The 24779-nt window shown below is 71.6% G+C and carries 30 protein-coding genes; 16 read left to right on the top strand and 14 right to left on the bottom strand.

The features are described 5' to 3' along the window. The first annotated feature begins 6 nt into the window (after nucleotides 1-6). The 4 genes from ABFY20_RS12245 to ABFY20_RS12260 all read left to right on the top strand — a co-directional run bounded on the left by ABFY20_RS12245 (nucleotide 7) and on the right by ABFY20_RS12260 (nucleotide 4575). Nucleotides 7-1167: an anion permease gene (locus ABFY20_RS12245; protein ID WP_368496527.1), complete on the top strand. Its 1161-nt coding sequence runs from the start codon at nucleotides 7-9 to the stop codon at nucleotides 1165-1167. After that, the gene (locus tag ABFY20_RS12250) at nucleotides 1164-1466 is read left to right on the top strand and encodes a hypothetical protein (RefSeq protein WP_368496528.1); all 303 of its coding nucleotides are present in this window, start codon (nucleotides 1164-1166) and stop codon (nucleotides 1464-1466) included. The genes ABFY20_RS12245 and ABFY20_RS12250 overlap by 4 nt, the downstream gene beginning before the upstream one ends. A 130-nt stretch (nucleotides 1467-1596) precedes the next feature. Next, nucleotides 1597-4230 carry an ATP-dependent Clp protease ATP-binding subunit gene (locus ABFY20_RS12255; protein ID WP_368496529.1) on the top strand — a complete coding sequence of 878 codons (2634 nt, stop codon included), beginning with the start codon at nucleotides 1597-1599 and terminating at the stop codon, nucleotides 4228-4230. Nucleotides 4231-4404: 174 nt separating this feature from the next. Then, on the top strand, nucleotides 4405-4575 hold the full coding sequence (locus tag ABFY20_RS12260; RefSeq protein ID WP_368496530.1) for a hypothetical protein: 171 nt from the start codon (nucleotides 4405-4407) through the stop codon (nucleotides 4573-4575). Between the two features lie 33 nt (nucleotides 4576-4608). Here ABFY20_RS12260 and ABFY20_RS12265 read toward each other — a convergent pair whose 3' ends face one another. After that, nucleotides 4609-5001 carry a DUF805 domain-containing protein gene (locus ABFY20_RS12265; protein ID WP_368496531.1) on the bottom strand — a complete coding sequence of 131 codons (393 nt, stop codon included), beginning with the start codon at nucleotides 4999-5001 and terminating at the stop codon, nucleotides 4609-4611. Nucleotides 5002-5049: 48 nt separating this feature from the next. After that, entirely contained in the window at nucleotides 5050-5586 is a 537-nt protein-coding gene (locus tag ABFY20_RS12270) for a DUF2510 domain-containing protein (RefSeq protein WP_368496532.1), read from the bottom strand. A 98-nt stretch (nucleotides 5587-5684) separates the two neighbouring features. On the opposite strand from ABFY20_RS12270, the gene ABFY20_RS12275 reads away from it, so the two are divergent. The 3 genes from ABFY20_RS12275 to ABFY20_RS12285 all read left to right on the top strand — a co-directional run bounded on the left by ABFY20_RS12275 (nucleotide 5685) and on the right by ABFY20_RS12285 (nucleotide 7441). Further along, nucleotides 5685-5873: an LPXTG cell wall anchor domain-containing protein gene (locus tag ABFY20_RS12275; RefSeq protein ID WP_368496533.1), complete on the top strand. Its 189-nt coding sequence runs from the start codon at nucleotides 5685-5687 to the stop codon at nucleotides 5871-5873. 10 nt (nucleotides 5874-5883) lie between these two features. Beyond that, on the top strand, nucleotides 5884-6825 hold the full coding sequence (locus tag ABFY20_RS12280) for an NADP-dependent oxidoreductase (protein ID WP_368496534.1): 942 nt from the start codon (nucleotides 5884-5886) through the stop codon (nucleotides 6823-6825). Between the two features lie 262 nt (nucleotides 6826-7087). Next, entirely contained in the window at nucleotides 7088-7441 is a 354-nt protein-coding gene (locus tag ABFY20_RS12285; protein WP_368496535.1) for a hypothetical protein, read from the top strand. Nucleotides 7442-7511: 70 nt separating this feature from the next. On the opposite strand, the gene ABFY20_RS12290 is transcribed toward ABFY20_RS12285, so the two are convergent. Together ABFY20_RS12290 and ABFY20_RS12295 are read right to left on the bottom strand one after the other, a co-directional pair. Beyond that, on the bottom strand, nucleotides 7512-7943 hold the full coding sequence (locus ABFY20_RS12290; RefSeq protein ID WP_368496536.1) for a PLD nuclease N-terminal domain-containing protein: 432 nt from the start codon (nucleotides 7941-7943) through the stop codon (nucleotides 7512-7514). An 89-nt stretch (nucleotides 7944-8032) separates the two neighbouring features. Then, a complete protein-coding gene (locus tag ABFY20_RS12295; RefSeq protein WP_368496537.1) occupies nucleotides 8033-8518 on the bottom strand; it encodes a hypothetical protein in 486 nt (161 codons plus the stop codon). Nucleotides 8519-8543: 25 nt separating this feature from the next. Between ABFY20_RS12295 and ABFY20_RS12300 the strand changes: the two genes are divergently transcribed. Further along, nucleotides 8544-9866, top strand: a complete 1323-nt coding sequence (locus ABFY20_RS12300) for a GNAT family N-acetyltransferase (RefSeq protein WP_368496538.1) — start codon at nucleotides 8544-8546, stop codon at nucleotides 9864-9866. Between the two features lie 33 nt (nucleotides 9867-9899). Here ABFY20_RS12300 and ABFY20_RS12305 read toward each other — a convergent pair whose 3' ends face one another. Further along, nucleotides 9900-10718 (bottom strand): mycofactocin-coupled SDR family oxidoreductase, encoded by an 819-nt coding sequence (locus tag ABFY20_RS12305; RefSeq protein WP_368496539.1) that lies wholly within the window; start codon nucleotides 10716-10718, stop codon nucleotides 9900-9902. Nucleotides 10719-10894: 176 nt separating this feature from the next. On the opposite strand from ABFY20_RS12305, the gene ABFY20_RS12310 reads away from it, so the two are divergent. Genes ABFY20_RS12310 through ABFY20_RS12325 form a run of 4 tightly spaced genes read left to right on the top strand, consistent with a single transcriptional unit; the run spans nucleotide 10895 to nucleotide 14014 of the window. Continuing rightward, on the top strand, nucleotides 10895-11299 hold the full coding sequence (locus ABFY20_RS12310) for a molybdopterin-binding protein (protein ID WP_368496540.1): 405 nt from the start codon (nucleotides 10895-10897) through the stop codon (nucleotides 11297-11299). Then, nucleotides 11296-12114 carry a molybdate ABC transporter substrate-binding protein gene (gene modA, locus ABFY20_RS12315; protein WP_368496541.1) on the top strand — a complete coding sequence of 273 codons (819 nt, stop codon included), beginning with the start codon at nucleotides 11296-11298 and terminating at the stop codon, nucleotides 12112-12114. The genes ABFY20_RS12310 and modA overlap by 4 nt, the downstream gene beginning before the upstream one ends. Beyond that, on the top strand, nucleotides 12111-12935 hold the full coding sequence (locus ABFY20_RS12320) for an ABC transporter permease (protein ID WP_368496542.1): 825 nt from the start codon (nucleotides 12111-12113) through the stop codon (nucleotides 12933-12935). The genes modA and ABFY20_RS12320 overlap by 4 nt, the downstream gene beginning before the upstream one ends. Beyond that, nucleotides 12932-14014 (top strand): sulfate/molybdate ABC transporter ATP-binding protein, encoded by a 1083-nt coding sequence (locus ABFY20_RS12325; protein ID WP_368496543.1) that lies wholly within the window; start codon nucleotides 12932-12934, stop codon nucleotides 14012-14014. The genes ABFY20_RS12320 and ABFY20_RS12325 overlap by 4 nt, the downstream gene beginning before the upstream one ends. A 19-nt stretch (nucleotides 14015-14033) precedes the next feature. Here the strand turns inward: ABFY20_RS12325 and ABFY20_RS12330 are convergent, their stop codons facing one another. Beyond that, complete coding sequence (locus ABFY20_RS12330; protein ID WP_368496544.1) at nucleotides 14034-14579, bottom strand: CDP-alcohol phosphatidyltransferase family protein; 546 nt, start codon at nucleotides 14577-14579, stop codon at nucleotides 14034-14036. An 11-nt stretch (nucleotides 14580-14590) separates the two neighbouring features. Continuing rightward, on the bottom strand, nucleotides 14591-14806 hold the full coding sequence (locus ABFY20_RS12335) for a hypothetical protein (RefSeq protein ID WP_368496545.1): 216 nt from the start codon (nucleotides 14804-14806) through the stop codon (nucleotides 14591-14593). A gap of 53 nt (nucleotides 14807-14859) precedes the next feature. Here ABFY20_RS12335 and ABFY20_RS12340 point away from each other — a divergent pair, with 53 nt between their 5' ends. Beyond that, nucleotides 14860-15192 carry an STAS domain-containing protein gene (locus ABFY20_RS12340; RefSeq protein ID WP_368496546.1) on the top strand — a complete coding sequence of 111 codons (333 nt, stop codon included), beginning with the start codon at nucleotides 14860-14862 and terminating at the stop codon, nucleotides 15190-15192. Continuing rightward, the gene (locus ABFY20_RS12345; protein ID WP_368496547.1) at nucleotides 15185-15598 is read left to right on the top strand and encodes an ATP-binding protein; all 414 of its coding nucleotides are present in this window, start codon (nucleotides 15185-15187) and stop codon (nucleotides 15596-15598) included. The genes ABFY20_RS12340 and ABFY20_RS12345 overlap by 8 nt, the downstream gene beginning before the upstream one ends. Nucleotides 15599-15658: 60 nt before the next feature. Here the strand turns inward: ABFY20_RS12345 and ABFY20_RS12350 are convergent, their stop codons facing one another. The 3 genes from ABFY20_RS12350 to ABFY20_RS12360 all read right to left on the bottom strand — a co-directional run bounded on the left by ABFY20_RS12350 (nucleotide 15659) and on the right by ABFY20_RS12360 (nucleotide 18603). Next, the gene (locus ABFY20_RS12350) at nucleotides 15659-16837 is read right to left on the bottom strand and encodes a PP2C family protein-serine/threonine phosphatase (protein WP_368496548.1); all 1179 of its coding nucleotides are present in this window, start codon (nucleotides 16835-16837) and stop codon (nucleotides 15659-15661) included. A gap of 54 nt (nucleotides 16838-16891) precedes the next feature. Continuing rightward, nucleotides 16892-17890, bottom strand: coding sequence for a phospholipase (locus tag ABFY20_RS12355; RefSeq protein WP_368496549.1), 999 nt, complete (start codon nucleotides 17888-17890; stop codon nucleotides 16892-16894). A 272-nt stretch (nucleotides 17891-18162) separates the two neighbouring features. Then, nucleotides 18163-18603 carry an MSMEG_6728 family protein gene (locus ABFY20_RS12360; RefSeq protein WP_368496550.1) on the bottom strand — a complete coding sequence of 147 codons (441 nt, stop codon included), beginning with the start codon at nucleotides 18601-18603 and terminating at the stop codon, nucleotides 18163-18165. A 71-nt stretch (nucleotides 18604-18674) separates the two neighbouring features. On the opposite strand from ABFY20_RS12360, the gene ABFY20_RS12365 reads away from it, so the two are divergent. Then, complete coding sequence (locus tag ABFY20_RS12365) at nucleotides 18675-19592, top strand: NAD(P)H-hydrate epimerase (RefSeq protein WP_368496551.1); 918 nt, start codon at nucleotides 18675-18677, stop codon at nucleotides 19590-19592. A 3-nt stretch (nucleotides 19593-19595) separates the two neighbouring features. On the opposite strand, the gene ABFY20_RS12370 is transcribed toward ABFY20_RS12365, so the two are convergent. From ABFY20_RS12370 to ABFY20_RS12380, 3 genes are read right to left on the bottom strand one after another with little or no spacing between them, the layout of a single operon-like run. Then, complete coding sequence (locus tag ABFY20_RS12370; protein WP_368496552.1) at nucleotides 19596-20777, bottom strand: cation:proton antiporter; 1182 nt, start codon at nucleotides 20775-20777, stop codon at nucleotides 19596-19598. A 7-nt stretch (nucleotides 20778-20784) separates the two neighbouring features. Then, nucleotides 20785-21279 carry a cation:proton antiporter regulatory subunit gene (locus tag ABFY20_RS12375; RefSeq protein ID WP_368496553.1) on the bottom strand — a complete coding sequence of 165 codons (495 nt, stop codon included), beginning with the start codon at nucleotides 21277-21279 and terminating at the stop codon, nucleotides 20785-20787. A gap of 53 nt (nucleotides 21280-21332) precedes the next feature. Next, a complete protein-coding gene (locus ABFY20_RS12380) occupies nucleotides 21333-22511 on the bottom strand; it encodes an AI-2E family transporter (RefSeq protein ID WP_368496554.1) in 1179 nt (392 codons plus the stop codon). 96 nt (nucleotides 22512-22607) lie between these two features. On the opposite strand from ABFY20_RS12380, the gene ABFY20_RS12385 reads away from it, so the two are divergent. Further along, a complete protein-coding gene (locus tag ABFY20_RS12385; protein WP_368496555.1) occupies nucleotides 22608-23681 on the top strand; it encodes an ATP-dependent DNA ligase in 1074 nt (357 codons plus the stop codon). 42 nt (nucleotides 23682-23723) lie between these two features. Here ABFY20_RS12385 and ligD read toward each other — a convergent pair whose 3' ends face one another. Continuing rightward, nucleotides 23724-24752: a non-homologous end-joining DNA ligase gene (gene ligD / locus ABFY20_RS12390; protein ID WP_368496556.1), complete on the bottom strand. Its 1029-nt coding sequence runs from the start codon at nucleotides 24750-24752 to the stop codon at nucleotides 23724-23726. Nucleotides 24753-24779 lie beyond the last annotated feature (27 nt).

Genomic DNA, 24779 nt, shown 5'->3' on the forward strand with positions numbered 1-24779 from the left:
ACAGCGATGGACGTGCTCATCACCGTGATCCTGGTGATCGTGGTGGCTCTGGTGTTCGACTTCACGAACGGGTTCCATGACACCGCGAACGCCATGGCGACCTCGGTCGCCACCGGCGCCCTGAAGCCCCGGGTGGCGGTGGGAATCTCGGCGGTGCTCAACCTGGTCGGGGCGTTCCTGTCGACCGAGGTGGCGAAGACCATCTCCGACGGCATCATCAACGAGGGCGACAACGGGATGGAGATCACCCCGAGCCTCATCTTCGCCGGCCTCGTCGGCGCGGTGCTGTGGAACCTCACCACCTGGTACTTCGGCCTCCCCTCGAGCTCCACCCACGCCCACTTCGGCGGCCTCATCGGCGCCGCGATCATCGGCGCGGGCTTCGGCGCCGTGAACTTCCCGGTGGTGCTGTCGAAGGTCGTGCTGCCGGCGATCATCTCTCCCGTGGTCGCCGGGGTCATCGCCCTCTCCGCCACCTACCTCGCCTACGTCATCACGAAGCAGGCGAGAAGTCGCGGCTCGGAGAAGGGCTTCCGGCACGGCCAGACCGTCTCGGCGTCGCTGGTGTCGCTCGCCCACGGCACGAACGACGCGCAGAAGACCATGGGTGTCATCACGCTCACCCTGGTGGCAGCCGGCTACCAGGACTCCGGCGGCGCCCCGCAGTTCTGGGTCATCCTGGCCTGCGGCCTCGCCATCGCCCTCGGCACCTACCTCGGCGGCTGGCGCATCATCCGCACCGTCGGCAAGCGCATCACCGACATCAGCTCACCCCAGGGCTTCGCCGCCGAGACCAGCTCGGCAGCCACCATCCTGGTGTCGTCGCACCTCGGCTTCGCCCTCTCCACCACCCAGGTGACCTCGGGGGCGATCGTGGGCGCCGGCCTCGGCAAGAAGCTCGCGTCGGTGCACTGGGGTGTCGTCGGCCGCATCGCCATCGCCTGGGGTGTGACCCTCCCGGCCGCGGCCCTCGTGGGAGGTGTGGCGGCCTGGGCGGCGACCTCGAGCATCCTGGGCCTCATCCTGGTGGCGGTGCTCGGTGCCGGCGCCGCCCTCACGCTCTTCCTGCTGGCTCGGCGCCACCCGGTGACCCACGAGAACGTCAACGACGTCGACGACGAGAGCTCGCGAACGGATGCGCGCGACGAGAAGGAGGTGACGGCATGAACCCGACGACGCCAGTTCAGTGCCTCGTGACCGCGGTGCGGGCCGCCGAGGAGGCGGCGGGCGAGGGGCAGTTCCTCGGCGTCGACTGGGGATCGTTCGTGCTCGTCTTCGTCGTGGCGCTCACGGCGAGCGTGCTCGTGGTGGCCACCTACTCGCTCGGGCTGCGACTGCTCGGCGCCGGCGAGTCGCGCGAGACCAGACCGCCGGCCGCGACAGCAGGTGCCTACGCCTGCTTCGCAGTGGGGGTGGCCGCCGTTCTCTACGGAATCTCTCTGATCGCCCCGCTGTTCCACCCCTGAGGCGATCTCCCGGCAGCCCGACGGCATTCCCAGCATCCTCCCGGGAACGGCGGCCTCTCCCGGGAATAGAACGAAGCCCCCGGCGTTGAACTTGAGCGTAAGGCACTCAAGTTTCAACCCAGGAGGTTTCGTGCCCGAGAACCCCAACCCCGCAGAGACCGGTGGCAACTCCTTCGACGAGTTCCTCGCCCGGTACCTCGAGGGCGAGCAGCGCGCGGCGCGAGCCGGGCGCTCCATCGACCTCAGCAAGCTGATCAGCCGCCGCACCCAGGAGCTCCTCTCCCAGGCCGGCGCCTACGCTATCGAGCACGGTCACTCCGAGCTCGACGCCCTGCACGTGCTGCGCACCATCGCGCCCCTGCAGCCCGCTGCCGATGCGATCCGCCGTGTCGGGGCCGACCCGCGCGCCATCGCCGAGGCCGCCGAGCTGCGGTTGCCCGCGGCGAGCACCGACCGCGTGGTGCAGCCCGCGCTCACCCCGTCGGCCCAGCGGGCGCTGTTCCACGCCTACCAGGTCGCTCGCGCATCCGGCTCGACCTACATCGACCCCGAGCACCTCTTCTTCGCCCTCGTGATCAACCAGGACTCCCCCGCCGGCCAGGTGCTGGCGCAGGCCGGCGTGACCCCCGAGGCCCTCCAGGAGGGCATGCGGCAGGGCACGGAGGCCGCGTCCGCCCAGGCGACCGCGGGAACCGCCGGAGCGACCTCCGGCCAGGCCGGCCAGGCGACTCCCGAGTCGGACACCCCCACGCTCGACAGCTTCGGCACCGACCTCACCGAGCGCGCCCGCCGCGGCGAGCTCGACCCCGTGATCGGCAGGCTCGACGAGATCGAGCAGACCGTCGAGATCCTCTCCCGCCGTACCAAGAACAACCCGGTGCTGGTCGGCGAGGCGGGTGTCGGCAAGACCGCAATCGTCGACGGCATCGCCCAGGCGATCGTCGACGGCACGGTGCCCGAGCAGCTGCGCGACAAGCGCGTGGTGGCGCTCGACCTGCCCGCCATGCTCGCCGGAACCCGCTTCCGCGGCGACTTCGAAGAGCGCCTCACGAAGCTGATGGACGAGATCTCGGCCCACAAGGACGAGCTCATCGTGTTCATCGACGAGGTGCACACCGTCGTCGGGGCCGGCGGCTCCGGCGAGGGCGGTATGGACGCCGGCAACATCCTGAAGCCCCGGCTCGCCCGCGGCGACCTGCACCTGCTCGGCGCCACGACGCTGAAGGAGTACCGCGCCATCGAGAAGGACCCGGCGCTCGAGCGCCGTTTCTCCCCCGTCACCGTCGGCGAGCCGTCGCAGACGGATGCGGTGCTCATCCTGCAGGGTCTCCGCGAGGCCTACGAGGAGCACCACGGCGTCTCCTACACCGACGCCGCGCTCACCGCGGCGGTCGAGCTGTCGGCGCGCTACGTGAGCGACCGCTTCCTTCCCGACAAGGCGATCGACCTCATCGACCAGGCGGGCGCACGGCTGCGGCTGGCGCTCGGCAAGGTGCCGGCGCTCGTCGACACCGAGTCGCTGATGGCCGACCTCGCCGCCCTGGAGGGCGCGAAGAACGCCGCCGTCTCGGCCGAGCACTACGAGGAGGCGTCGCGCATCCGTGACGAGATCGAGGACATCCAGCACCAGCTCGCCGAGGCCGCCTCGGTGAACCGCCGGGTGGCCGCCGAGCGCGCCGCGGGCGGCATCGACACGGATGCCGTGGTCGACGAGGCGGAGATCGCCGCGGTGATCTCGCGCGCGACCGGCATCCCGGTGTCACGCCTCGGTGAGGTCGACCGCGCCCGTCTCGCCGCCCTCGAGGGCGAGCTGCACAATCGCGTGATCGGTCAGGACGACGCGGTGACGGTGGTCTCCAAGGCCATCCGCCGCAACCGCACCGGTATGGGTGACGCGCGGCGGCCGATCGGGTCGTTCCTCTTCCTCGGCCCGACCGGGGTCGGCAAGACCGAGCTGGCCAAGTCGCTCGCCGAGTCGCTGTTCGGGTCGGCCGAGTCGATGCTGCGCTTCGACATGTCGGAGTTCGGCGAGCGCCACACGGTGTCGCGCCTGGTCGGCGCCCCTCCCGGATACGTCGGCTACGACGAGGCCGGGCAGCTCACCGAGCGCGTGCGCCGCAACCCCTACTCGGTGGTGCTGTTCGACGAGATCGAGAAGGCCCACCCCGACGTGTTCAACCTGCTGCTGCAGGTGCTCGACGACGGGCGGCTCACCGACGGCCAGGGTCGCACCGTCGACTTCCGTAACACCGTGGTGATCATGACCTCGAACCTCGGTTCGGAGTTCCTGGCCTCGCGGTCGGGGGCGATGGGCTTCGTGGCCCAGACGCCCGGCGACACCACCGGGTTCGGCAGCGACAAGGCGCTGCGCGACCGGGTGATGGGCAAGCTCCGCGAGGCGATGCGGCCCGAGTTCCTCAACCGCATCGACGAGATCGTGCTGTTCCAGAAGCTCGAGAAGGCGCAGCTGCGCGAGATCGTGTCGCTGCTGCTCGGCGCCACCCGCGCCCGGCTCGCGGCGCACGAGATCACCGCGACGGTGACGGATGCGGCGGTCGAGTGGCTCGCCGACACCGGGTACGAGCCCGAGTACGGCGCTCGCCCGTTGCGCCGGGTCATCCAGCGCAACGTCGACGACGCCGTGGCCGAGCTGCTCGTCTCGGGCGAGCTCGTCGACGGCGGGGCCGTCACGATCGACGCCCGCGACGGCGGGCTCGTGGTCACCGCGGGCAGCGGCGCGCCGCTCCTGGCGCAGGCCGCGTAGACGCTCGTTCACAGGGGGTCGGATGCCGAGCATCCGGCCCCCTTCGGCGTCTTAGGCGGGGCCTTAGGCGAGCGGATGCCCGGGTCGGGAATCTACGTCGACAGCCCGATGAGCCGCGCCCGCCTCAGCGAGGACAGTGAAGACATCGAAAGCCCTTCACGAAAGGTTCGGCTCATGCTCTTCTTCATCGTCATCGTCGGCGCACTCATCGTCTGGGCGGTCGTCGCCGCCGCCCTCGCCTCCTCGCACGACGGACCGGCTGCGCCGCACTCCGACTCGCGCTCGGTCGACGAGCGGCGCGGCGACTTCGCGCTGCTGACCGACTCGTCGTTCTTCAGCCGCTGAGGCCGTCGCGCCGGCAGCCTGCGCCCTCGGGGCTCAGATGCGCGGCGCGTCGGGCGCCCTCGAGGCGGAGCGGCTGGGGTCGCACAGCCGCAGCACCACGACGATCACTCCGGCGATGGGCACCAGGAGCCAGAACAGCTGGTACCAGGAGTTGCCGCCGTCGCGGAGTCGCCGCACGGCGAGGCCCAGGGTCGGCAGCAGCGTGCCGAGCGACCAGAGGCCGGCGAGGCCCGAGCCGATGGTGAGGAACGACGGCGCGATGGAGTCGAGGCTTCCGAGCCCCACGCCCACGAGAGTCACGAACAGGAAGAACCACCAGAATTCGGCAAGTCGCGCCCGCCCTTCGAACTGAGCGTAGTTGCGGAACCCGTTCGCGATCGCCTCCCCGAACGACATGCTCACCGTGCGCGTCTGCTGCTCGCTCATGCCGCCACTCTACCGACCGCCCCTGACCGCGACGCTGCGCGCGTCGGCTTACGGCAGAAGGATCACCAGGACGGCGAGAGCACCGACCATCAGCACGACAGCGACGTCGGCGAGGAGACTGTTCAGCGCCAGCGCGAAACCGCCCTTGGTCCGCGAGTCTCGAATGCCGAGAGCGCCGAACACGATGCTCGCGAGCATCAGAATGAGGCCGACGACGACGAGGCCGAAAAGACCCGAGATATAGGTGCTCAAGAACGCGACAGGCGACCCCTCGTCGAGGGTCTGCCCGATGAAGACGATCACCAGCAGGGTGAACAGCAGGATGATCAAGCCGACGAAGCCGAGCACTCGGGCCCACCGTGCCGCGGTGTTGGCGCCGCCGCGAAAGGCTCTTTCATACGCGGCACCGAAGAGTCCTTTGTTCGCGTCGCGCGCGGTGTACCGGGTCCACTCGGCGCCCGACCACCAGCGCTCACGGCCAGGCGTCTGAGGGTCGGGGTACCAGCCGAGGGGCGGCAGCGGATGTGCGGGGCCGGCCGCGACCTCTGTCGGTGTGTCGTCGTGCAGATGCTCCCCCGGTGTCATGAGTCGATTATGGCGTGTGGGGAGCTGAAGGGCGGGCGGGCCGGGCGTGGCGGGGGCGGGGCGTTCTAGGCTGGGGGGACGCGTTCGAGGAGGAGTCCATGGAGCTTGCCCAGACCGGATCGGCGATCCTGCCGGTCGTCGTGATCGCGATCATCGTCGTCGTGCTGGGGGCCGCGCTCATCGTGGTGCGGGCGCGACGCCGCGGCACCGACGCCGCCGAGGGCACGGGCGGCGACTCCCGACCTGGTGCGGGCTCCTCCGATGGCGGAGACGACCACCGAGTCTAGGGTGGGACGCATGGCGCGCATGTGGATCGCTCAGGACTTCGGAGACCTCGACGTGTTCGAGGAGGTCGAGACGGAGGTCCCCCCACCCGGCCCCGGTGAGGTGACCATCGAGGTGCGCGCCGCGGGGATGAACCCCGCCGATTTCAAGCACGTGGCCTCAGGCACCGATCGCTCGAAGCTCCCGATCGCGGTCGGGTACGAGGTGGCCGGGGTGATCGCGACGATCGGGCCCGACACCGAGATCGCATCGGGCGGCGGCGCCGTGGGCGACGAGGTGCTCGCGTTCCGCATCAGCGGTGGGTACTCCTCGGCGCGCACCGTCCCCGCGAAAGACGTGTTCGCGAAGCCCGCGTCGCTCGGCTTCCCCGAGGCCGCGAACCTGCTGCTGGCCGGCACCACGGCCTCCGAGATGCTCGACGTGACGACGGTGCGAGCCGGCGACACCGTGCTGCTGCACGGAGCATCCGGAGCCGTCGGCGTGAGCGTTCTGCAGCAGGCCGCCCTCGTCGGCGCTCGGGTCGTCGGCACCGCATCGGAGGGGAACTTCGAGGTGGTGCGGCGCTTCGGCGGCACTCCGGTCGCCTACGGGGAGGGACTGGCCGAGCGCGTGCGAGAGGCTGCGCCGGAGGGCATCGCCGCCGCGCTCGACGCGGTGGGCACCGACGAGGCGATCGACGTGTCGCTCGAGCTCGTCGCCGACCGCGACCGCATCGTGAGCATCGCCGCGATGGCGCGCGCCGCCGAACGCGGCGAGGGATTCCGGGTGATCGCGGGCGCCATGCCGGCGAGCGCCGTCTACCGCGACCGCGTGCGCGCCGAGCTCATCGAGCTGGCCGGGCGCGGAGAGCTCGTGGTGCCGCTCGCCCGCACCTTCCCGCTCGACGACGCGCTCGAGGCCCTGCGGCTGCTGAAGGAGCAGCACCCCGGGGGCAAGCTCGCCCTGCTGCCCTGACCGGGGCCGGGCTGCGCCGCGCAGCCCCAGCCCGCGCCACGCCGCGCTGGTCCGCACGATGCAGCCCGCGCCGCGCCCCGCCGCGCCGCGCCCCGCCGGCGACGGTACCGTCGTGCCACCCGTCTCGACCGGGATAGGACCTGAGGAGGATGTCGCCGGTCGCGCCGCCGAGGAGGATCGTCACACGACGTCCCACCCCCGGGCCGTCGAACGTCGACGGGCCCGCCTCGCAGGCCGGCCCGCCTCGGAGGAGGTCGGAACAATGGCACAGACCTGGTGCATCGTGAGCGATGACGGCGACGCGACGAGGGTCCTGGCGGAACGGCTGCTCGCCGACCGGCACCGGGTGGCGGTGATCACCCGCGACGCCGCACCGTTCGCGTTGCTCGTGAACGACTACGCCGACGCCGTCCTGCCGGTCGAGGTCGCGCATCCCGATCTCTTGAGCCTCACCGACGCGGTGTGGTCGATCGAGGAGAGCTTCGACACGGTCGACGTGATCGCACTCGTCGGCGAGCCGAGGGAGGGCGGTTCGGTCGACGGCGCGGCAGGCTTCTTCACCGGCAGCTGGCCCGAGGCCCACGTGGCGCTCGTGGCGCCGCCCGCGCGGGTCTGAGCAACGACGTCTCAGCCGCGCCGCGCGACCGCGGCCCGCGCGCTGCGGCTCACGGCCCGCGGCCCGTGCCTCAGGCGCCGCTGCCGCTCCCGCTCCAGCTGCCGACCCTCGGCCGCCCCACGGCGAACCACAGGATGGGCCCGAGCAGCGGGAACAGCAGCACGATCAGGATCCACAACGCCCGCTCCACCCCGCTCGCCCGGTCGGCCCGCGCGATGCTCACGATGGCCACGACGAAGAGCACCATCACCGCCACGACGGCGAGGATGATGAGCAGGTGTCCGCCGGAGAAGTTCGAGACCATGCTCCCATCCTGCCCGCTCGGCCCGGGCCGTGCATCCGTCTGCCGGAGCCCCAGCCAGTCGAACGGCACTCGCGCTGAGCGACCGGAGACCGCCCAGAGCACCGAGGCGACGGCGAGCACGGCGGCTGCGGCGACCGCGACACCGGCGCTCCATCCGCGGATCGGGCGAACGGAAACGGGGATGCGGCGACGACTCATGCCCCGACGGTAGCGAGCCGTCAGGCGCGCCTACGCGGGTCGCGTGAGGCGGCAACGCCGCCGCAATCATGCGCCGCCGCAATCACCCTTCAGCGAAAGCGCTCGACCAGCGGCGGTGACGAGGAGGAGGACTCGCCCCGCCCCGCGGGCGTCTCAGCGCCGCGTCGGGCCCGCAGCACCGAGACCCCGGCGGCGAGCCCACCTGCCGCGGCGGGGATCGGCACGGTCCAGAGCACGAGCCAGAAGTCGGGCATAAGGGCCGCTGCCGTGACGATGCCCGTCACGATCACGAACAGCGCCGAGGCGACGCCCGTCAGTACCGCCGCCGTCGTGGGCAGCAGGGCGGGCGACCGTGCGCCGGCGTACCAGCCGAGCACGGTGCCGATCGACGAGAACAGGGCCAACGCCAGGGCGATCTGGAGGCTCGCCTGGGTGGTGACCGTCCAGCTGTGCGCATCGGGACGGGGCGATGTCGACAGCAGCAGCTGCGTCGAGAGGGAACTCGCGAGAAAGGTGGCGACTCCGCTGGTGGCTGTGAACCACGGCAGGGAGTGCCTGTGTGACGCCTTTGTCATGACCCGAGTATGCCACGCTGGATGCATGACTCCACGTACCGGTGCCGAGCCGGAGATCCGCACGTTCCCCGCCGCCGTCGACGCCGACGGGCACGCCGACGCAGCGACGAGGGAGTGGATCGAGGCCGAGGCGCAGGGCTTCTACGAGCCCCGTCGCACCGAGACGATTCTCGACCGCCGAGCCCGCCACCTGGTCGCCGACGCGCAGCGCCTCACCGGCGTCTACCAGGCGTCGACCTCCCCCGCCGCGTACGGCCCTGAGGTGCCCGTGGCGACCTTCGCGAGCTTCGACGGCGAGCTCTCCACCGGGGCCGGCGAATCGGTGCGGGCGAACCTCATCTCCGCGGTGACGGTGCGCCCCACCCACCGCCGTCGGGGCCTGCTGCGGCGCATGATGCTCGCCGATCTCGAGCGCGCCGTCGCCGACGGTCACATGCTCGCCGCGCTCACGGTGTCGGAGGCGACGATCTACCGCCGTTTCGGGTTCGGCGTCGCCACCGAGGTGAACGCCGTCACGGTCACGACCGACTCCCGGTTCCGGCTCGCCACCGCGCCCGCCGGGCGTTGTGAGCTCGTCGAGCCCGCCTCGCTCGCCGAGCTCGGCCCCGGCGTGTTCGCCCGCTTCCACGCCGGGCGACCCGGTTCGATCACGCGCCTTTCGCGCCACTGGAGCCGCACCGCCGGCCTCGAGGGAGACGATCGCGACGACGCCCCCGAGGTGCGTGCGGCCGTGCACCTCGACGACTCCGACACCGTCGACGGGTACGTCTCCTACCGCTTCACCGGCTGGGACACCACGCCGCACACGGTCGAGATCGTCGACCTGGTGGCCGCCACCGGCGACGCGTACCTCGGTCTTTGGGAGTTCCTCGGATCGCTCGACCTGGTGGAGCGCGTGACCTGGGACGCAGCGCCCGTCGACGACCCGTTGCGCTGGGCCCTGACCGATTGGCGCGTGGTGAAGGCCACCGGCGTCGACGACTGGTTGTGGATCCGCGTGCTCGACCCGGCACGCGCCTTCGCCGCCCGCGCCTATGTGCCGGGCACCACCGGCGACCTGACCATCGACATCACGGATGCGCTCGGTCACGCCGACGGTCGGCTCGCGCTCCGGGTCGACGACGGTGTCGGCACCGCGGTTCTCACGCCCCGCGGCGCCGACGCGGGAGCTGGCGGCGCCGATCTCGTGCTCGACGTCGCCGACCTCGGGTCGCTCTACCTCGGCGGCGTCGACCCGCGCGTACTCTCCGCGGCGGGCCGTCTGCGCGAGCTCGTCCCCGGGGCCGCGCTGCGTGCGCGCACGCTGCTCGCCCCGGTCGCGCCGGTCTGGGGCACCACGCACTTCTGATCGTGCGCGGCGCCCCGGCCGCATCCCGTCGGCTCAGCGGGCGAGGAACCCCGCGTCGACGGGCAAGGTGACGCCCGTCACGTACCGCGCCTCGTCGCTCACGAGCCACGCGATCGCGTTCGAGATGTCGAGCGCCTCGATCATCGGCACCGGCAGCAGGTTCTGCATCGCCGCGCCCATGCCGGGGTTGGCCGCGAGGAAGGCCTGCATGGCGTCGTTGACCACCATCGGCGTGTTCACGCCGGTGGGATGAACGGTGTTGACCCGGATGCTGTACTGCGCCAGCCAGTTGGCGTACGTGTGCATGAGCCCCACCACGCCGTGCTTCGACGCGGCGTAGCCCGAGGTCGCGCCTGTGCCGTCGCCTCCGGCACCCGACAGGCCCTGCGTCGAGCTGGTGAGCACGATGGCCCCGCCGCGACCGTTCTCGATCATCGACGGCACCCCCGCCTTGACGGTGTTGTGCACGCCGAACAGGTTCACCTCCACGACGTCGCGGAAGGCCTGATCGTCGTCGATGGTCGTGCCCTGCGGCGCGATGCCGGCGTTGGCGAGAATGATGTCGACGGGCCCGAGCTCGGCGACGCCCCGCTCGACGGCGGTCTTCAGGGCGGCGATGTCGCGCACGTCGGCCTCGACGGCGACGATGCGGCGGTCGAGCCCCTCGACGGCGGCGACGGTCTCCTCCAGGTCGGCGGACGTCGCCATCGGATACGGCACGGAGTCGATCTGCGAGCAGATGTCGACGGCGATGACGTCGGCGCCCTCCTGCGCCAGTCGCACGGCGTGGCTGCGGCCCTGGCCTCGGGCGGCACCGGTGATGAAGGCGACCTTGCCCTCGAGCTTTCCCATGACTGTTCCCTTCTCGCGTCCAGGCGACGGCGCAGGGATCCGTGAGGGGGTCGAGCGACGTCGCTCCTTTTCGGCACTGAGTGCCGTTACCCAGGCTAGTCGTCGACACCCGTCGCTTCAAGGGTCCCGCTATCGAGAGCGCGCTTTTCCGCATCCACGGATCTAGAATGGGATCCATGACGCAGATACGGATTCGGGAGGCGGCAGCATTCCTCGGAGTGAGTGACGACACCGTTCGCCGCTGGATCGATTCAGGTCTTCTCGAGGCGCAGCCCGACGCCGCAGGGAGGAGCACCGTCGACGGTCTGGCTCTCGCGCAGCTCGCCGGGCGAAACGCGGTGCTCCCCGCCGACCCGAGCGAGGTGCGGCGCAGCGCCCGCAACCGCTTCGTCGGCCTGGTCACCGCCGTCACCGCCGACACCGTCATGGCCCAGGTCGAGCTGCAGTGCGGCCCGCACCGCGTCGTCTCGCTCATGTCGAGCGAGGCCGTGCGGGAGCTCGGTCTCGAGCCCGGCTCCGTGGCGATCGCGGTCGTGAAGGCGACGACCGTCGTCGTCGAGACCCCGGGGAGCGACGCGTGAACTCCGGGGCGGCACTCGCGAAGATCGCGGCCAGACTCGCCGCCGCCGCCGTCGTGCTGACCCTGACGGGATGCGCAGGGCAGACGAGCGGCGCCGAGACGACGGCGACGACCTCCCCCGGCGCCGGATCGAGCCTCTCCGGCTCGATCACGGTGTTCGCCGCAGCCTCGCTCAAGGGCACCTTCACCGAGCTGGCCGAGGAGTTCGAGGCCGCGCATCCGGGCACCAGCGTCGAGCTGACCTTCGCCGGGTCGAGCGACCTGGTCACCCAGATCACCGAGGGCGCCCCCGCCGACGTGTTCGCCTCGGCCGACGAGAAGAACATGGCGAAGCTCACCGAGGCCGGCCTGATCGACGCCGAGGCGCCGGTCGACTTCGCCACGAACGTGCTCACCATCGCCGTGCCCCCGGGCGACCCGGCGGGCGTCACCGGGATCGCCGATCTCGCCGACCCCGCCCTGAAGGTCGTGGTGTGTGCGCCGCAGGTGCCGTGCGGGGCCGCCACGACGACGGTCGAGGAGGCGACGGGCATCACCCTCGCGCCCGTGTCGGAGGAGTCGTCGGTGACCGATGTGCTCGGCAAGGTGACCTCGGGCGAGGCGGATGCCGGGCTCGTCTACGTCACCGACGTGATCGCCGCGGGCGACTCGGTCGAGGGCGTCGCCTTCCCCGAGTCGAGCGAGGCGGTGAACACCTACCCCATCGCCACGGTCGAGGCCTCCTCGCGGAAGGAGCTCGCCGACGCCTTCGTCGGCTTCGTCACCGGCGAAGTCGGCCAGGGCGTGCTGCAGGCCGCGGGCTTCGGAGCGCCGTGACCCGCACCGCCGCGGCCACCCCGCCCACGGGCGTTCCGCGCTGGATCGTCGTCGTCGCCGTGATCGGCGGCCTCTTCGTGGTGGTGCCGCTCGCGGCGATGGTGCTGCGGGTCGACGGGAGTCGGTTCATCCCGCTCATCACCTCGGAGTCGTCGCTCGACGCCCTCTGGCTGAGCCTCCGCACCTCGCTCGCGGCGACGGCGCTCTGCGTGCTGCTCGGCGTACCGATGGCGGTCGTGCTGGCGCGCACCCGCTTCTGGGGGCAGAAGATCCTGCGCGCCCTGGTGCTGCTCCCGCTGGTGCTGCCACCCGTGGTCGGGGGCATCGCGCTGCTCTACACCTTCGGCCGACGCGGGCTCCTCGGTCAGGGCTTCCAGGCCTTCGGCATCGAGATCGCCTTCTCGACGACGGCGGTCGTGCTCGCCCAGACCTTCGTCGCCCTCCCTTTCCTGGTGCTGAGCCTCGAGGGCGCCCTCCGCACGGCGGGCACGCGGTACGAGGCCGTGGGCGCCACCCTCGGCGCGGCTCCCACCACAGTGCTTCGCCGCATCACCCTCCCCCTGGTGCTCCCGGCCCTGGTGTCGGGCGCCGTGCTGTCGTTCGCCCGGGCACTCGGCGAGTTCGGGGCGACCCTCACCTTCGCCGGCAGCCTGCAGGGAGTCACCCGCACCCTGCCGCTCGAGGTCTACCTGCAGCGCGAGACCGATCCCGACGCGGCGGTCGCCCTCTCGCTTGTGCTCGTGGTGGTGTCGATCGTCGTCGTCACCGTCGCCCACCGCGTGGGCGAGACCCGCACGGCGCCGCTCGGAGGCACCTCGTGAGCCTGCAGTTCTCGGCGCGACTCGCCGAGCGCTCCTTCGACGTCGACCTCGAGCTCGCCACGGGCGAGACCGTCGCGGTTCTGGGCCCGAACGGGGCGGGCAAGTCGACCCTGCTCGCCCTGCTCGCGGGCCTCCTGCGCCCCGACAGCGGGTGCGCCGAGCTCGACGGCACCGTGCTCTTCGATGCCCAGGACAGCGGACGAGGTGGCGTGTGGCTCGCCCCGCACCGCCGCTCGGTGGCGCTCCTGTCGCAGGAGCCGCTGCTGTTCCCTCACCTCTCCGTGCTCGAGAACGTCGCCTTCGGCCCACGCACCCGCACCGATCGGGCGACCGCGGCGGCCCGGGCCCGCCACTGGCTCGACGAGGTCGACGCCACCGCCCTCGCCGACCGCCGGCCCGCACAGCTCTCGGGTGGTCAGGCGCAGCGGGTCGCCGTGGGCAGGGCCCTCGCCGCCGAACCCCGCCTGCTGCTGCTCGACGAGCCGATGGCGGCCCTCGACGTGGCGGTCGCGCCCGCGCTCAGACGGATGCTCCGCCGCGTGCTCGCCGATCGCACCGCGGTGGTCGTCACCCACGACGTCCTCGACGCCTTTCTGCTGGCCGACCGCGTGGTGGTGATGGATGCCGGCCGGGTCGTCGATCACGGTCCCACCCGCGACGTGCTCGAGCGCCCGACGAATTCGTTCACGGCGGGCCTGGCCTCGCTGAACCTCATCACCGGGGTCGGCGACGGCCCCAGCAGCGACGGCACTGCGACGGCGCGCGTGCGTGCGCAGTCCGGGGTCGTCCTCACCGCGCGCGCCGTCGCCGACATCCCTCCCGGGGTGCCGGCCGGGGTGGCCGTGCGACCTGCGAGGGTCTCGATCGGCTCGGCAGACGACCTCCGGCGCGTCTCCGCGGCCAACCAGGTGGAAGCGACCGTCGTCGATGTCGAACCGCACGGCGACCTCGTGCGTGTGCGCACGGATCTGCTCTCCGCCGACCTGGCTCCAGGCGACGCCGCCGCACTCGACCTCGAGGCCGGCACGCGCATCCTGTGCTCGTTCGACGCCGCCGACGCCGCCGCCTACCCGCTCTGAGCGGAGGGGCAGCCCGTGGTCACACCTCCTGCGCACCGCGCGGGGTGCGGGCGAGGGCGGCCACGTACTGCAGGTTCGCCAGCGCGTGCAGCACCACTCCGGCGCCCACCACCACGAGGGCGGCAACGGTGAGCGTCTCGCTCGCCGGGGCGAAGGAGGCGACCAGGAGGGTGAGCGGGAAGCCCACCATGAGGAGCACCGTGCGCACCCTGCCGATCCAGCGCACCCGCACGATACCGGGCTGCCGCACCATCACCACGACCCCGAGCAGGAGGTCGCTCACGAGCAGCACGATCGCCATCCACAGCGGCACGAGGCCCGCGAACACGAGGGTCGCGCAGACGACGAACTGGCTCACCCGGTCGGCGACCGGATCGAGCTTCTTGCCGAAGTCGGTGACCTGGTCGAAGCGGCGCGCGATGAACCCGTCGGCCCAGTCGGTGATGCCGAGCACGACCAGCACGACGAGGGCGCCGAACGGGTTCTCCCCCACCAGCAGCACCAGCACGAACAGCGGCGTGAGAACGATCAGCCGACCGAGGGAGATGGCGTTGGGCAGGTTCACTCTCGCCCGGTTCAGACTTCGGGAAGCGGCTCGGTGGTGATGATGCTGCCCACCCAGCCGGGCTGGGAGGCGATCACCTCGGTGAGTTCGGCGTTGATGTAGAGGGTGCCGCCGTCGGGGCCCGCGGAGTGGAAGTAGGAGTCGGCGAAGACCGAGTCGCTCAGCACCACCTTGACGTTGGGATAGGTCTGGACGATGCGAGCGATCGCCCGTTCGGGGTCAGACACATCGCCTCCTTTCGCTAGCCTATGAACAGCTTACGTCGAGGGAGTAGTCATCCATGGAGTTCCAGACCGAATCGCACGGAGACGACATCGCGGTCATCCGCGGTGACGGCCGCCTCAACATGGTGTCAGGGCCGCTGCTCCGAGACGCGGTGAAACGGGCGGTCGACGGCGGCAGGGCGCGCATCGTCGTCGATCTCAGCCGAGTGGCGTTCATGGACTCCTCCGGCCTCGGAGCCCTCATCGGCTCGCTCAAGACCGCCCGCGAGCACCACGGCGACCTGCGCATCGTCGCGCCCTCGGCACAGGTCAGCATGGTGTTGAAGCTCTCGAACGTCGAGACCATCCTCACGCCGTACGCCTCGGTCGAGGAGGCCTACCGTGACTGAGGAGCGGAGGAACCTCGTGTTCAACGCGCCGCCCGACGACGTCGACGCGGTTCACGAGTTCCTCGAGACGGTGTGGGAGGCCAACCCCGGGGTCGGCGAACTCGACCGCATGGCCTTCGAGACGGCGCTCATCGAGCTCGCGTCGAACGTCATCCAGCACGCCGCGGGCGACGGCGGCGTCACCTGCGTGCTGACCGTCTCGGCCGACGAACAGGGGCTGTCGGCGACCCTCGCCGACACCGCAGACGCCGGCGGCATCGTGCTGATGAACCGGGAGATGCCGGGCGAGCTCGCCGAGTCGGGCCGCGGCATCGCCCTCATCCAGGCGCTCGTCGACGAGCTCCGCTATGAGCGTCTCGAGGAGCGCAACATCTGGACCATCACCCGCGCGCACGCAGCCGGCTGAGGCGCGCGGCCGCTGCACCCGGGGAGGGCGCGGTGGCCTGAGCGGGCGGGAAGGCCGCACTCAGCGGCGGCCGACCACCACGACGGTGACGTCGTCGCCCACCGTGCGCGACGACGCGGTGAGGCGCGCCACGCGCGCCACGGCGTCTTGCGGGCCCTCGGCCTCCCGCACCATCCGAGCCACCTCGGGAAGGCACTCGAGGGTGCCGTCGAACAGGTCGAGCAGCCCGTCGGTGAAGGAGATGAGCCGGTCGCCCGCACCGAGCACTGCTTCGCCGCGCGTCCACAGGCCGTCGGCGACGATGCCGATGGGGAGACCGGTCGCCTCGAGCCGCGTGAAGGTGCCGTCGGCGCGCACGAGCACGGTGAGGCCGTGCCCGGCGTCGGCATAGTCGAGACGGCCGGTGGGGATGTCGATGACGCCGTGCACGAGGGTGGCGAAGCCGCCGATCTGGTCGAGGTCGTCGGCGAGCTGGGCGTTCACGCGCTCGATGGCTGCGACCACGTCGTCTCCGGTGCGCGCCTGGAAAGCGGTGCGCACCGCGGCCGCCATGATCGCGCCCGCGGTGCCCTTGCCCATCACGTCGGCGAGGGTGAACTCGATACCGGTCTCGGAGCCGTGCCAGCTGTAGAAGTCGCCGCCCACGTTCTTGGCGGGCAGACACACCCCGGCGAGGTCGTAGTCGGGCCAGCTCGGTTGGTCGCGCGGCAGCAGGCGCTGCTGCACCTCGGCCGCGCGGTCGCGGTCGGCGGTCTCCTGCAGCTCACGCTCCACCCAGGAGCCCATCTCGTCGAGCAGACGCTGCTGCTCGGCGTCGAACTCCCGCGGTTTCGAGTCGACGAGGCAGAGCGTGCCGACGCGCATGTCGTCGCCGAGGCTCAGCGGGCGGCCGGCGTAGAAGCGGATGTGCCGCTCGTCCCATACCGGCTTCCGGTGCGCGAACCGCGGGTCTGTCGTCGCATCCGGAACCACCGTCAGCTCCGGCCGCTGGATGGTGACCTCGCAGAACGAGTCCGAGCGCTCGATGCTGGCGCCGTGCCCGTCGAACTGGGGTGACTTGGTGAACTGCTGGTGGTCGTCGATGAAGTTGATCTCGGCGACCGGCACCGCGAAGATCTCGCGGGCGAGTCTCGTGATGCGATCGAACCGCTCCTCGGAGGGGGTGTCGATGAGCGCGAGACGTTCGACGGCCTCGACTCGAATCTTCTCGTATCGGTCGTCGCCCTGTGCCGCACCCATGGCCCCAGCCTAACCAACCGGCCGCCGCGAGCCGGGCACCGCTGCAGCCGCCGGTCAGTACCAGTTGACCGACTGCGAGTGCGACCATGCCGAGCAGGGCGTGCCGTACCCGCGGGCGATGTAGCCGAGCCCCCACGAGATCTGGGTGACGGCGTTCGTCGCCCAGTCGTCGGCGATCGAGGCCATCTTGCTGCCGGGGAGCGACTGAGGGATGCCGTAGGCACCGCTCGAGGCGTTCTCGGCCTGGTAGCGCCAGCCCGACTCCTTGGTCCAGAGCGAGTCGAGGCACTGGAACTGGTCGGCGCCCCAGCCGTACTGCTCTGCCGCCATGTCGGCGGCGACGGCGCGGGCACCGTCGGGGGTGTTGGCGGCAGCGAGGCGCTCGGCCTCTGCCGCTGCGGCGGCGGCGGCCGCAGCGGCCTCCGCGGCCGCGGCGTCGGCTGCCGCCTTGTCGACAGCCGCCACCTGGGCCTTGGCGGCGCTGGTCGCCGTGGTCGCGGTGTTGGTGAGGCTCTGCACGGTGGTGGTGTCGAGGTAGCGGTAGTTCGCGAGTGCCGCGACGCTCGACACCAGGGTCTGCGTGTCGACCTTGCCCTTCGCCGCCTGCAGCACCGTGTTGGCTTCGGCGAGGGTGACCGCGGCGCGCTCGTCGGCGCGATCGGCGGTGCGGGTGAACAGAGGGTCAGACGGGGCCTTCGCTGTCGCAGCGGCGACGGGGGGCGCAGTGGCGACGGTCGAGGCGATGACGCCGGTGGGGGTCGCGGCGTTCGCGATCGACGGATGCGCGAACCCGGCGAGCGTCACCAGCAGGCCCGCGGCGGCGATGCCTGCCACCGGGGCGACCACCGCCCGCGAGCGCGAGCGACGGTGTCGCCTGAGCTCCCGCCGCGTGGCGGGGCGCGGCGGCTCGGTCGCCGTGGGGAGGGTGATGATCGCGCCCGTGTCGGTGATCACGGGCAGGAGGCCGGTGTAGCCGGCGAGGACTTCGCGGGGGGCGCCGGTGTCGGGCGAGTCGGTGCGGGTCTCGGGTCGTGCGTCGTGCTGATCGTGCATGGTGTCCAATGGTTCAGCCGGGGAACGCGAACGCTGCTGCGCTCGATCCGTTCCTGCCCTGGTCGCACCGAGGCAGGGTGGGCCCCGGCGGGCGCGACGGACGAACGGGCCCGGGGAGCCCGTCGGATGCCGCGCGGCAAGTGGCGGTGACGGTCGATGTCGCCTCGCGCGGAACCCTCAGGCTCTCGCGCGGACTGGTGAAGCAGCAAGTATGCGCAGCCGACCTGGGAGAAATCTCCATGCACCGTAATGAGACGGCCTGCGTCTCGGGTTCAGAGGGTCGGGTCTTGCGGCCAGACGTAGGGAAGATCGGCGGGTGTGCCGGGAAACACAGGGGTGTAGAACTCCGGGTCTTTGCGCAGCAGGTTGGAACGGTGACTGCGGTGGAACTCCTCGTCGCCGAACCAGGGCGGCAGCTCGAGCGCCGACTCGTCGAGGGCGTCGACCTCGGGGGCGAAGGCGAGCACCTGGGGACGCACGGTGTCGGCGTGACCCCGGGCGATCCACTCGTCGCAGGTGACGAGTGAGTACTTCGTGAGCGCCGGGAGGAAGCCGCGCCACATGCGCGCCGCGGGGTGGTTGCGCCAGCCGTAGCCCGGCACGGTGAGCGCCCGCAGCACCTGCAACGCCTCCACCCGCTGCTTGCCGAGCCGCGCCCGGTCGAGCACGGCGGCGCTCCCGGCGAACGAGGCGAAGGGGAGGAACGTCTGCATGCCGTCGACCGTACGCCGGAGCGCCTCGGCCCGCCGGTTGCGGCGACGGATGCTGCAGCCCACGATGGAGCATGCGCATCGGTTACACCGCCCAGCAGGTTCGCGACGCCGAGGCGTCCCATCTCGCCGCGGGCGAGCCGCTCATGGAGCGCGCCTCGCACGGATTGGCGGTGCGCATCCGGGAGCTCATCGAGGCGCGCGAGCGCACCCTCGGAACCCTTGCGGCCCCCGGTGGCCGCGTGCTGCTGCTCGTCGGCTCGGGCGACAACGGCGGCGACGCGCTCTTCGCCGGCGCCGAGCTCGCGGCCGGAGGCTCGGAGGTGCTCGCGGTGCTCACGGGCGACCACGCCCACGAGCAGGGACTCGCCGCCGCGCGGGATGCCGGGGTGCACGTGATGGCCCACGACCCCGGAATGGTCGCAGAGAGTGTCGCCATTTTGTGGAATGGGAGCACTGTGCGCGACCACGACGAGGTGCCCGACGTGATCGTCGACGGCATCGTGGGGACGGGCGCCTCGGCGGGCCTGCGCGGCAGGGCGCACGAGATCGTCGAGGCGCCCGACGTGATCGTCGACGGCATCGTGGGGACGGGCGCCTCGGCGGGCCTGCGCGGCAGGGCGCACGAGATCGTCGAGGCGCTGCTGCCGCAGGTGCTCCCGGGCGGCGGACCTCAGGAGACCGGGGCGGGGCGTGAGCTCGCCGGCGCCGGCGTGCTCGAGCCCGCCGTCACCTCGGCATTGCTCTCGGTGGCGCCGGCCGAGCGGGTTCCGGCGGTGGTCGCCGTCGACCTGCCGAGCGGCATCGACCCCGACACCGGCGAGACCGCCGACGACGTCGTGCTGCCGGCCTCGCTCACGATCACCTTCGGCGGCGTGAAGGCAGGCCTCCTGCGCGGGCGTGGCGCCGAGCTGGCAGGCGAGATCGTGCTGGTACCCATCGGGATCGAAGACGACCTCGCCGCCCTCAGCCCCGCGATCGTGCTGGCCTAGGCTTCAGGCCCGAGACGCGAGCCGCTGCCGCCGCACCGCCTGCTTGAACCATGCCGAATCGGGAATGCGCGCGAGGAAGGGCCCCACGACCACGGTGATGAGCACGTAGGCCGTGGCGAGTGGTGCGAGCCGCGGCTCCACCCCGGCGCCCACCGCGAGTCCGGCGATGACGATGGAGAACTCGCCGCGTGGTGTGAGGGCGAGGCCCGCGCGCCAGCGCCCGGGCACCCCGATGCCGTTGCGGCGGGCGGCGAGATACCCGGTCGCGGTCTTGGTGGCCAGGGTCAAGGCGGCCAGCAGAGCAGCGGGAACGAGCATCGAGAGCAGTTCCCGCGCATCCGTCGCCAACCCGAAGAACACGAAGAACACCGCGGCGAACAGGTCGCGCAGCGGAGTGAGCACCTGGCTCGCCTGATGCGCGACGCGGCCGGAGAGAGCGATGCCCACGAGGAACGCGCCCACCGCCGACGAGACGTTGACCTCGGCGGCGAGCCCGGCGACGAGCATGGTGAGGCCGAGCACGCCGAGCAGCAGCGGCTCGGGATGCTCGGGGGTGAAGATGCGCGAGATGACGCTGCCGAAGCGCAGCGCCACGAACAGGATGACGGCCACCACCGCCACGGCGACGGCCACCGCGACCGCTCCCTGGAGGAGGCTCACCCCCACCACGAGCGCGGCCAGGATGGGCAGGTAGAACGCCATGGCGAGATCTTCGATGACGAGGATGGCCAGCACCACCGGGGTCTCCCGGTTGCTGAGTCGCCCGAGGTCGCGCAGCACCTTCGCCACGACCCCCGACGACGACACCCAGGTGATGCCGGCCAGCGCCACCGCCGCCACCGGGCCCCAGCCGAGCACGAGTGCGACGAGCGCGCCCGGAACGGCGTTCAGCGCCGCGTCGAGAAGGCCCGCCGCCTTCGACTGCCTGAGGTTCGCGAACAGCTCCTGGGCGGTGTACTCGAGACCGAGCAGGGCGAGCAGGAGGATGACGCCGATCTCCGAGCCCACCTCGAAGAAGTCCTCGCTGGCGTCGAAGGGGACGAATCCACCCTCGCCGAAGAGCAGGCCGACGACGAGGTAGAACGGGATGGGCGAGATGCCGATGCGCAGAGCCAGACGACCGAGCAGACTCATTCCGAGCAGCAGAGCGCCGACCTCGATCAGGATCAGCGTCGTCTGGTGCATGGGCCCGTCAGTCCGGCCCGTCGGCCACGATGCGCGCCAGGTGGTCGAGGCCCTCCCTGATGCCGACGGCGACGATGACGTCGCCCGGCCGGAGCACCTCGGCGGGAGTCGGCGACGGGATGACCGTGACGCCGCGCACGATCGCCACGATCGACACCCGCGTGCGGGTGCGCGCCTTCGTGTCGCCGAGCGGGCGGTTGAGGTAGGGCGAGTCGGTCGGCAGCGACAGCTGCTCGGTGTACAGCCCCGCGGCGTCGCCGGCGAGACTGGTGAGCCGCGACATCGTCACCGAGCTGCCGAGCAGGTCGGCGAGCGCCGCCGCCTCGTCGTCGCTCAACGGGACGGAGTCGCTCGACGAATCGGGGTCGTCGACGTCGAACAGGGCGAGATCGCGCTCGCCGTCGCGGTGCGACACCACGCTCAGCCGCCGGCCGCTCTCGGTCAGCAGGTCGTGCCGCACGCCGATCCCCGGCAGGTCGACCTTCTCGATGCGCACGCTCACGAGGCCCACGGTAGCACTGAGGGCCTCGCCCGCCCCATGGCCGGATCGTCGCGCTACGGACGAATCGCGGCCGGCGGCTGCGTGCGAGCCTGCCGCGCCTTCTGCGCGCTCTTCTGCTGTTTCTCGCGACGCTTGCGCGCCGTACGCTGCTCGCGGGTCTCGGGCGGCGGCGCCTCCTTGTCCCATACCTTCACGATCGACCACGCGACGGCGGCGATCGGCACCGACAGCACGGCGCCGATGATCCCCCCGAGGATGGTGCCCGCGGTCAGCGCCACCAGGATGACGAGCGGGTGCAGCTTCAGTGACTGCGCCATCACCACCGGCTGCAGGAAGTTGCCCTCGAGCTGATTCACCGCGATCACGATGCCCACGACGATGAGCGCGACCACCGGGCCGTTCGCGACGAGGGCGACGAGCGCCGCCAGCACGCCGGCGAGGGTGGCGCCGACGATCGGGATGAACGCGCCGATGAACACGATGATGGCCAGCGGGAGCGCCAGCGGCACGCCCAGCACCGCGAGCCCGATGCCGATGGCGGCGGCGTCGACGAAGGCGATCACGGCGGTGCCGCGCACGTAGCCGCCGAACACGCCCACCGCGGTGCGGCCGATGCGCTCGCCGCGCGCGTGCCGGTGCCCGCTGAAGGGCTTCAGCAGGAACGCCCAGATGGCGGGTCCGTCTTTGATGAAGAAGAACAGGATGACGATCATCAGCACCGCACCCGTGATGACCTCGCCGGCCGCGGAGACCCCGGCGAGAGCGCCCGAGCCGAACTGGCTGCTGGTGAGGAAGCCGAGCACCGCGTCGCGAGCCCCGTCGATCTGCGCCTGATCGATCTCGAACGGCAGCCCGGACACGAACCCGTGCAGGTCGTCGATGCCCTGGGCGGCGGAGTCTCCGAGCGCGCTCCATTGCCCGCGCACGGCGAACACGATGAGGGTGATCACCCCGCCTACCATCACCAGCGCCGTCAGCAGGGTGATCCAGGTGGCGACCATCGACGAGAGGCCGCGCCGCCGCAGCCACGCCATCACGGGGTGCACGGCCGAGGCGAGGATGAGGGCGATCAGCACCGGGATGACCACGAGCTTCAGCTGCACCAGCGCGAACACGATGCCCACCGCGAGCACGAGCACGACGGTGATCTGCAGGCTCCGGATGCTCAGGTGGCCGAGCCGGTCGGTCAGCAGGGAACGCAGCGAGGGTTGCGGTGGGGTGTCGGCGGCCATGCGACAACCCTGACACGCACTCCCCCGTTCCGCCCGTCCGGACCTCCGGGCGCAAGGCCCTACCGCACCCGAGGCGAGGTGGAGCAGGATCGGAGCATGACGCATCCGCAGCTGCCCTCCCCGATGCTGGCCAAAGCCGTCGACACCGTGCCCGACCCTTCCAGGGTCGACGGCGGGCTGTCGTACGAGCCCAAGTGGGACGGTTTCCGCGGCATCGTCTCGTTCGACGGCGAGACGGTCGAGATCGGCAGCCGTGGATCGAAGCCGCTCACCCGCTACTTCCCCGAGCTCACCACGGCCCTCGCCGAGCTGCTCCCCGCACCCTGTGTGCTCGATGGCGAAGTGGTGGTGGCCATCGGTGAGCCGGGCGCGCAGCGGCTCGACTGGGAGGCGTTGTCACAGCGCATCCACCCGGCTGCCTCCCGCGTGGCGAAGCTGGCCGCCGAGACCCCGGCCCTGTTCGTCGCCTTCGATCTGCTCTCCCTGATCGGCGACGAGCTGCTCGACCGGCCCTTCGGCGAGCGTCGCGCCGCCCTCGAGGGGTTCGCGAGCGACCTGCCCGCGCCCCTGCACGTCACCCGCACGACGCGCGACGTCGACATGGCGCGGCGCTGGCTCGACGAGTTCGAGGGCGCGGGACTCGACGGGGTCGTCGCGAAGCCTCTCGCGGCCTCCTACGCCCCGGGCAAGCGCACGCTGTTCAAGATCAAGCACCACCGCACCGCCGACGTCGTGGTGCTCGGCTACCGGGTGCACAAGAGCGGCTCGGGGGTGGGCTCGCTGCTCGTGGGCCTCTATGACGAGACGGATGCGGGCGACGGCGAGGGCGCATCCGCTCGGCTGCTCGGCGTGGGCGGCATCTCCGCGTTCAGCGACAAGCGCCGGCAGGAGCTCGTCGACGAGCTGGCTCCGCTCGTCGAACGCGACGAGAGCGGCGACGCGGTACTCGGCGAGGGCGAGCGCAACCGCTTCTCGTCGTCGAAGGACACCTCGTTCGTGAGGGTGCGCCCCGAGCGCGTGGTCGAGGTGCGGTACGACCAGATGGAGGGGGCGCGGTTCAGGCACACCGTGCAGTTCGAGCGGTGGCGGCCCGATCGCGGCCCGCGCTCGTGCACCTTCGAGCAGCTCGACCTGCCGACGGCCTACGACCTCGGCGACGTGCTGGTCTGAGCCGTCCCGACCACGCGCATCCGTCGGCTCGGTACGCCCCGGCTACTCCTCGGTCTTGCGGGCGCGGCTCGGCTGCACGCGGGGCGGCTCATCCGGCATCTTGGGGTAGTCGGGCGGGAACGGCAGCTCGCCGAGCCCCGACTCGAGGTCGCGGGCCCACCATGCGAGCAGGGTGTCGACGGTGCCGGGCTTCGCGCCCATTCCCGCCCACGGGTCGCCCGTCGTGGCGAGCCGGTCGGGAACGGTGAGCACGGTGAAGGCGGCGGGGTCGACGGTCTCGAGCTCGTCCCAGGTGACCGGGGTCGAGACCGTCGCGGTGGGAAGCGCGCGGGGGCTGTACGCGCCCGCCATGGTGCGGTCGCGATTGGCCTGGTTGAAGTCGACGAAGATGCGCTCGCCGCGCTCCTCCTTCCACCAGTTCGTGGTGATCTGCTCGGGCATGCGCCGTTCGAGCTCACGGGCGGCGGCGATGACGGCGTGCCGTACGTCGAGGAACTCGGCCGTGGGCTCGATCGGGGCGAAGACGTGCAGCCCGCGGTTGCCCGAGGTCTTCACGAAGGCCTCGAGCCCGGCCTCGGCGAGCACCTTGCGCAGCTCGAAGGCTGCAGGAACGGCGTCGGCGAAGTCGGTTCCAGGCTGCGGGTCGAGGTCGATGCGCAGCTGGTCGGGGAAGTCACTGGTCTCGGCCCGCGACGCCCAGGGGTGGAACACGACGGTGTTCATCTGCGCCGCCCACACCGCGGCGGCCGGCTCGTCGATGACGAGCTGCGGATGCGCGCGAGCGCTCGGGTAGGTCACCGTCACCGCCCGCACGAAGTCGGGGGCTCCGCGGGGCGGGTTCTTCGAGAAGAACCACTCCCCGTCGACACCGTCGGGGAAGCGCTGCAGCGAGATGGGCCGATCGCCGTTCGCCTCGACGAACGCGGGGCCGACGGCGACGAGGTAGTTCACCAGGTCGAGCTTCGTGATGCCGAGCTCCGGCCAGAGCACCCGCGAGGGGCTCGACACCCGCATCTCCCGCACCACACCCTCGGGACCCTCGACCTGAACCGTCGTCGCCTCGCTCGCCATGCGCCCCACGATACCCAGGACCACCCC

Source organism: Herbiconiux sp. A18JL235 (assembly GCF_040939305.1).
Taxonomy (GTDB): domain Bacteria; phylum Actinomycetota; class Actinomycetes; order Actinomycetales; family Microbacteriaceae; genus Herbiconiux.

Bases quoted from the DNA above. Each gene is read 5' to 3' on its own strand.
- ABFY20_RS12355 (WP_368496549.1), bottom strand. From the start codon at position 17,890: ATGCACGATCAGCACGACGCACGACCCGAGACCCGCACCGACTCGCCC.
- ABFY20_RS12350 (WP_368496548.1), bottom strand. From the start codon at position 16,837: ATGGGTGCGGCACAGGGCGACGACCGATACGAGAAGATTCGAGTCGAG.
- ABFY20_RS12285 (WP_368496535.1), top strand. From the start codon at position 7,088: ATGGCACAGACCTGGTGCATCGTGAGCGATGACGGCGACGCGACGAGG.
- ABFY20_RS12310 (WP_368496540.1), top strand. From the start codon at position 10,895: ATGACGCAGATACGGATTCGGGAGGCGGCAGCATTCCTCGGAGTGAGT.
- ABFY20_RS12280 (WP_368496534.1), top strand. From the start codon at position 5,884: ATGGCGCGCATGTGGATCGCTCAGGACTTCGGAGACCTCGACGTGTTC.
- ABFY20_RS12370 (WP_368496552.1), bottom strand. From the start codon at position 20,777: ATGCACCAGACGACGCTGATCCTGATCGAGGTCGGCGCTCTGCTGCTC.
- ABFY20_RS12275 (WP_368496533.1), top strand. From the start codon at position 5,685: ATGGAGCTTGCCCAGACCGGATCGGCGATCCTGCCGGTCGTCGTGATC.
- ABFY20_RS12340 (WP_368496546.1), top strand. From the start codon at position 14,860: ATGGAGTTCCAGACCGAATCGCACGGAGACGACATCGCGGTCATCCGC.
- ABFY20_RS12290 (WP_368496536.1), bottom strand. From the start codon at position 7,943: ATGAGTCGTCGCCGCATCCCCGTTTCCGTTCGCCCGATCCGCGGATGG.
- ABFY20_RS12300 (WP_368496538.1), top strand. From the start codon at position 8,544: ATGACTCCACGTACCGGTGCCGAGCCGGAGATCCGCACGTTCCCCGCC.
- ABFY20_RS12380 (WP_368496554.1), bottom strand. From the start codon at position 22,511: ATGGCCGCCGACACCCCACCGCAACCCTCGCTGCGTTCCCTGCTGACC.
- ABFY20_RS12305 (WP_368496539.1), bottom strand. From the start codon at position 10,718: ATGGGAAAGCTCGAGGGCAAGGTCGCCTTCATCACCGGTGCCGCCCGA.
- ABFY20_RS12260 (WP_368496530.1), top strand. From the start codon at position 4,405: ATGCTCTTCTTCATCGTCATCGTCGGCGCACTCATCGTCTGGGCGGTC.
- ABFY20_RS12385 (WP_368496555.1), top strand. From the start codon at position 22,608: ATGACGCATCCGCAGCTGCCCTCCCCGATGCTGGCCAAAGCCGTCGAC.
- ABFY20_RS12295 (WP_368496537.1), bottom strand. From the start codon at position 8,518: ATGACAAAGGCGTCACACAGGCACTCCCTGCCGTGGTTCACAGCCACC.
- ABFY20_RS12270 (WP_368496532.1), bottom strand. From the start codon at position 5,586: ATGACACCGGGGGAGCATCTGCACGACGACACACCGACAGAGGTCGCG.
- ABFY20_RS12365 (WP_368496551.1), top strand. From the start codon at position 18,675: ATGCGCATCGGTTACACCGCCCAGCAGGTTCGCGACGCCGAGGCGTCC.
- ABFY20_RS12250 (WP_368496528.1), top strand. From the start codon at position 1,164: ATGAACCCGACGACGCCAGTTCAGTGCCTCGTGACCGCGGTGCGGGCC.
- ligD (WP_368496556.1), bottom strand. From the start codon at position 24,752: ATGGCGAGCGAGGCGACGACGGTTCAGGTCGAGGGTCCCGAGGGTGTG.
- ABFY20_RS12360 (WP_368496550.1), bottom strand. From the start codon at position 18,603: ATGCAGACGTTCCTCCCCTTCGCCTCGTTCGCCGGGAGCGCCGCCGTG.
- ABFY20_RS12245 (WP_368496527.1), top strand. From the start codon at position 7: ATGGACGTGCTCATCACCGTGATCCTGGTGATCGTGGTGGCTCTGGTG.
- ABFY20_RS12265 (WP_368496531.1), bottom strand. From the start codon at position 5,001: ATGAGCGAGCAGCAGACGCGCACGGTGAGCATGTCGTTCGGGGAGGCG.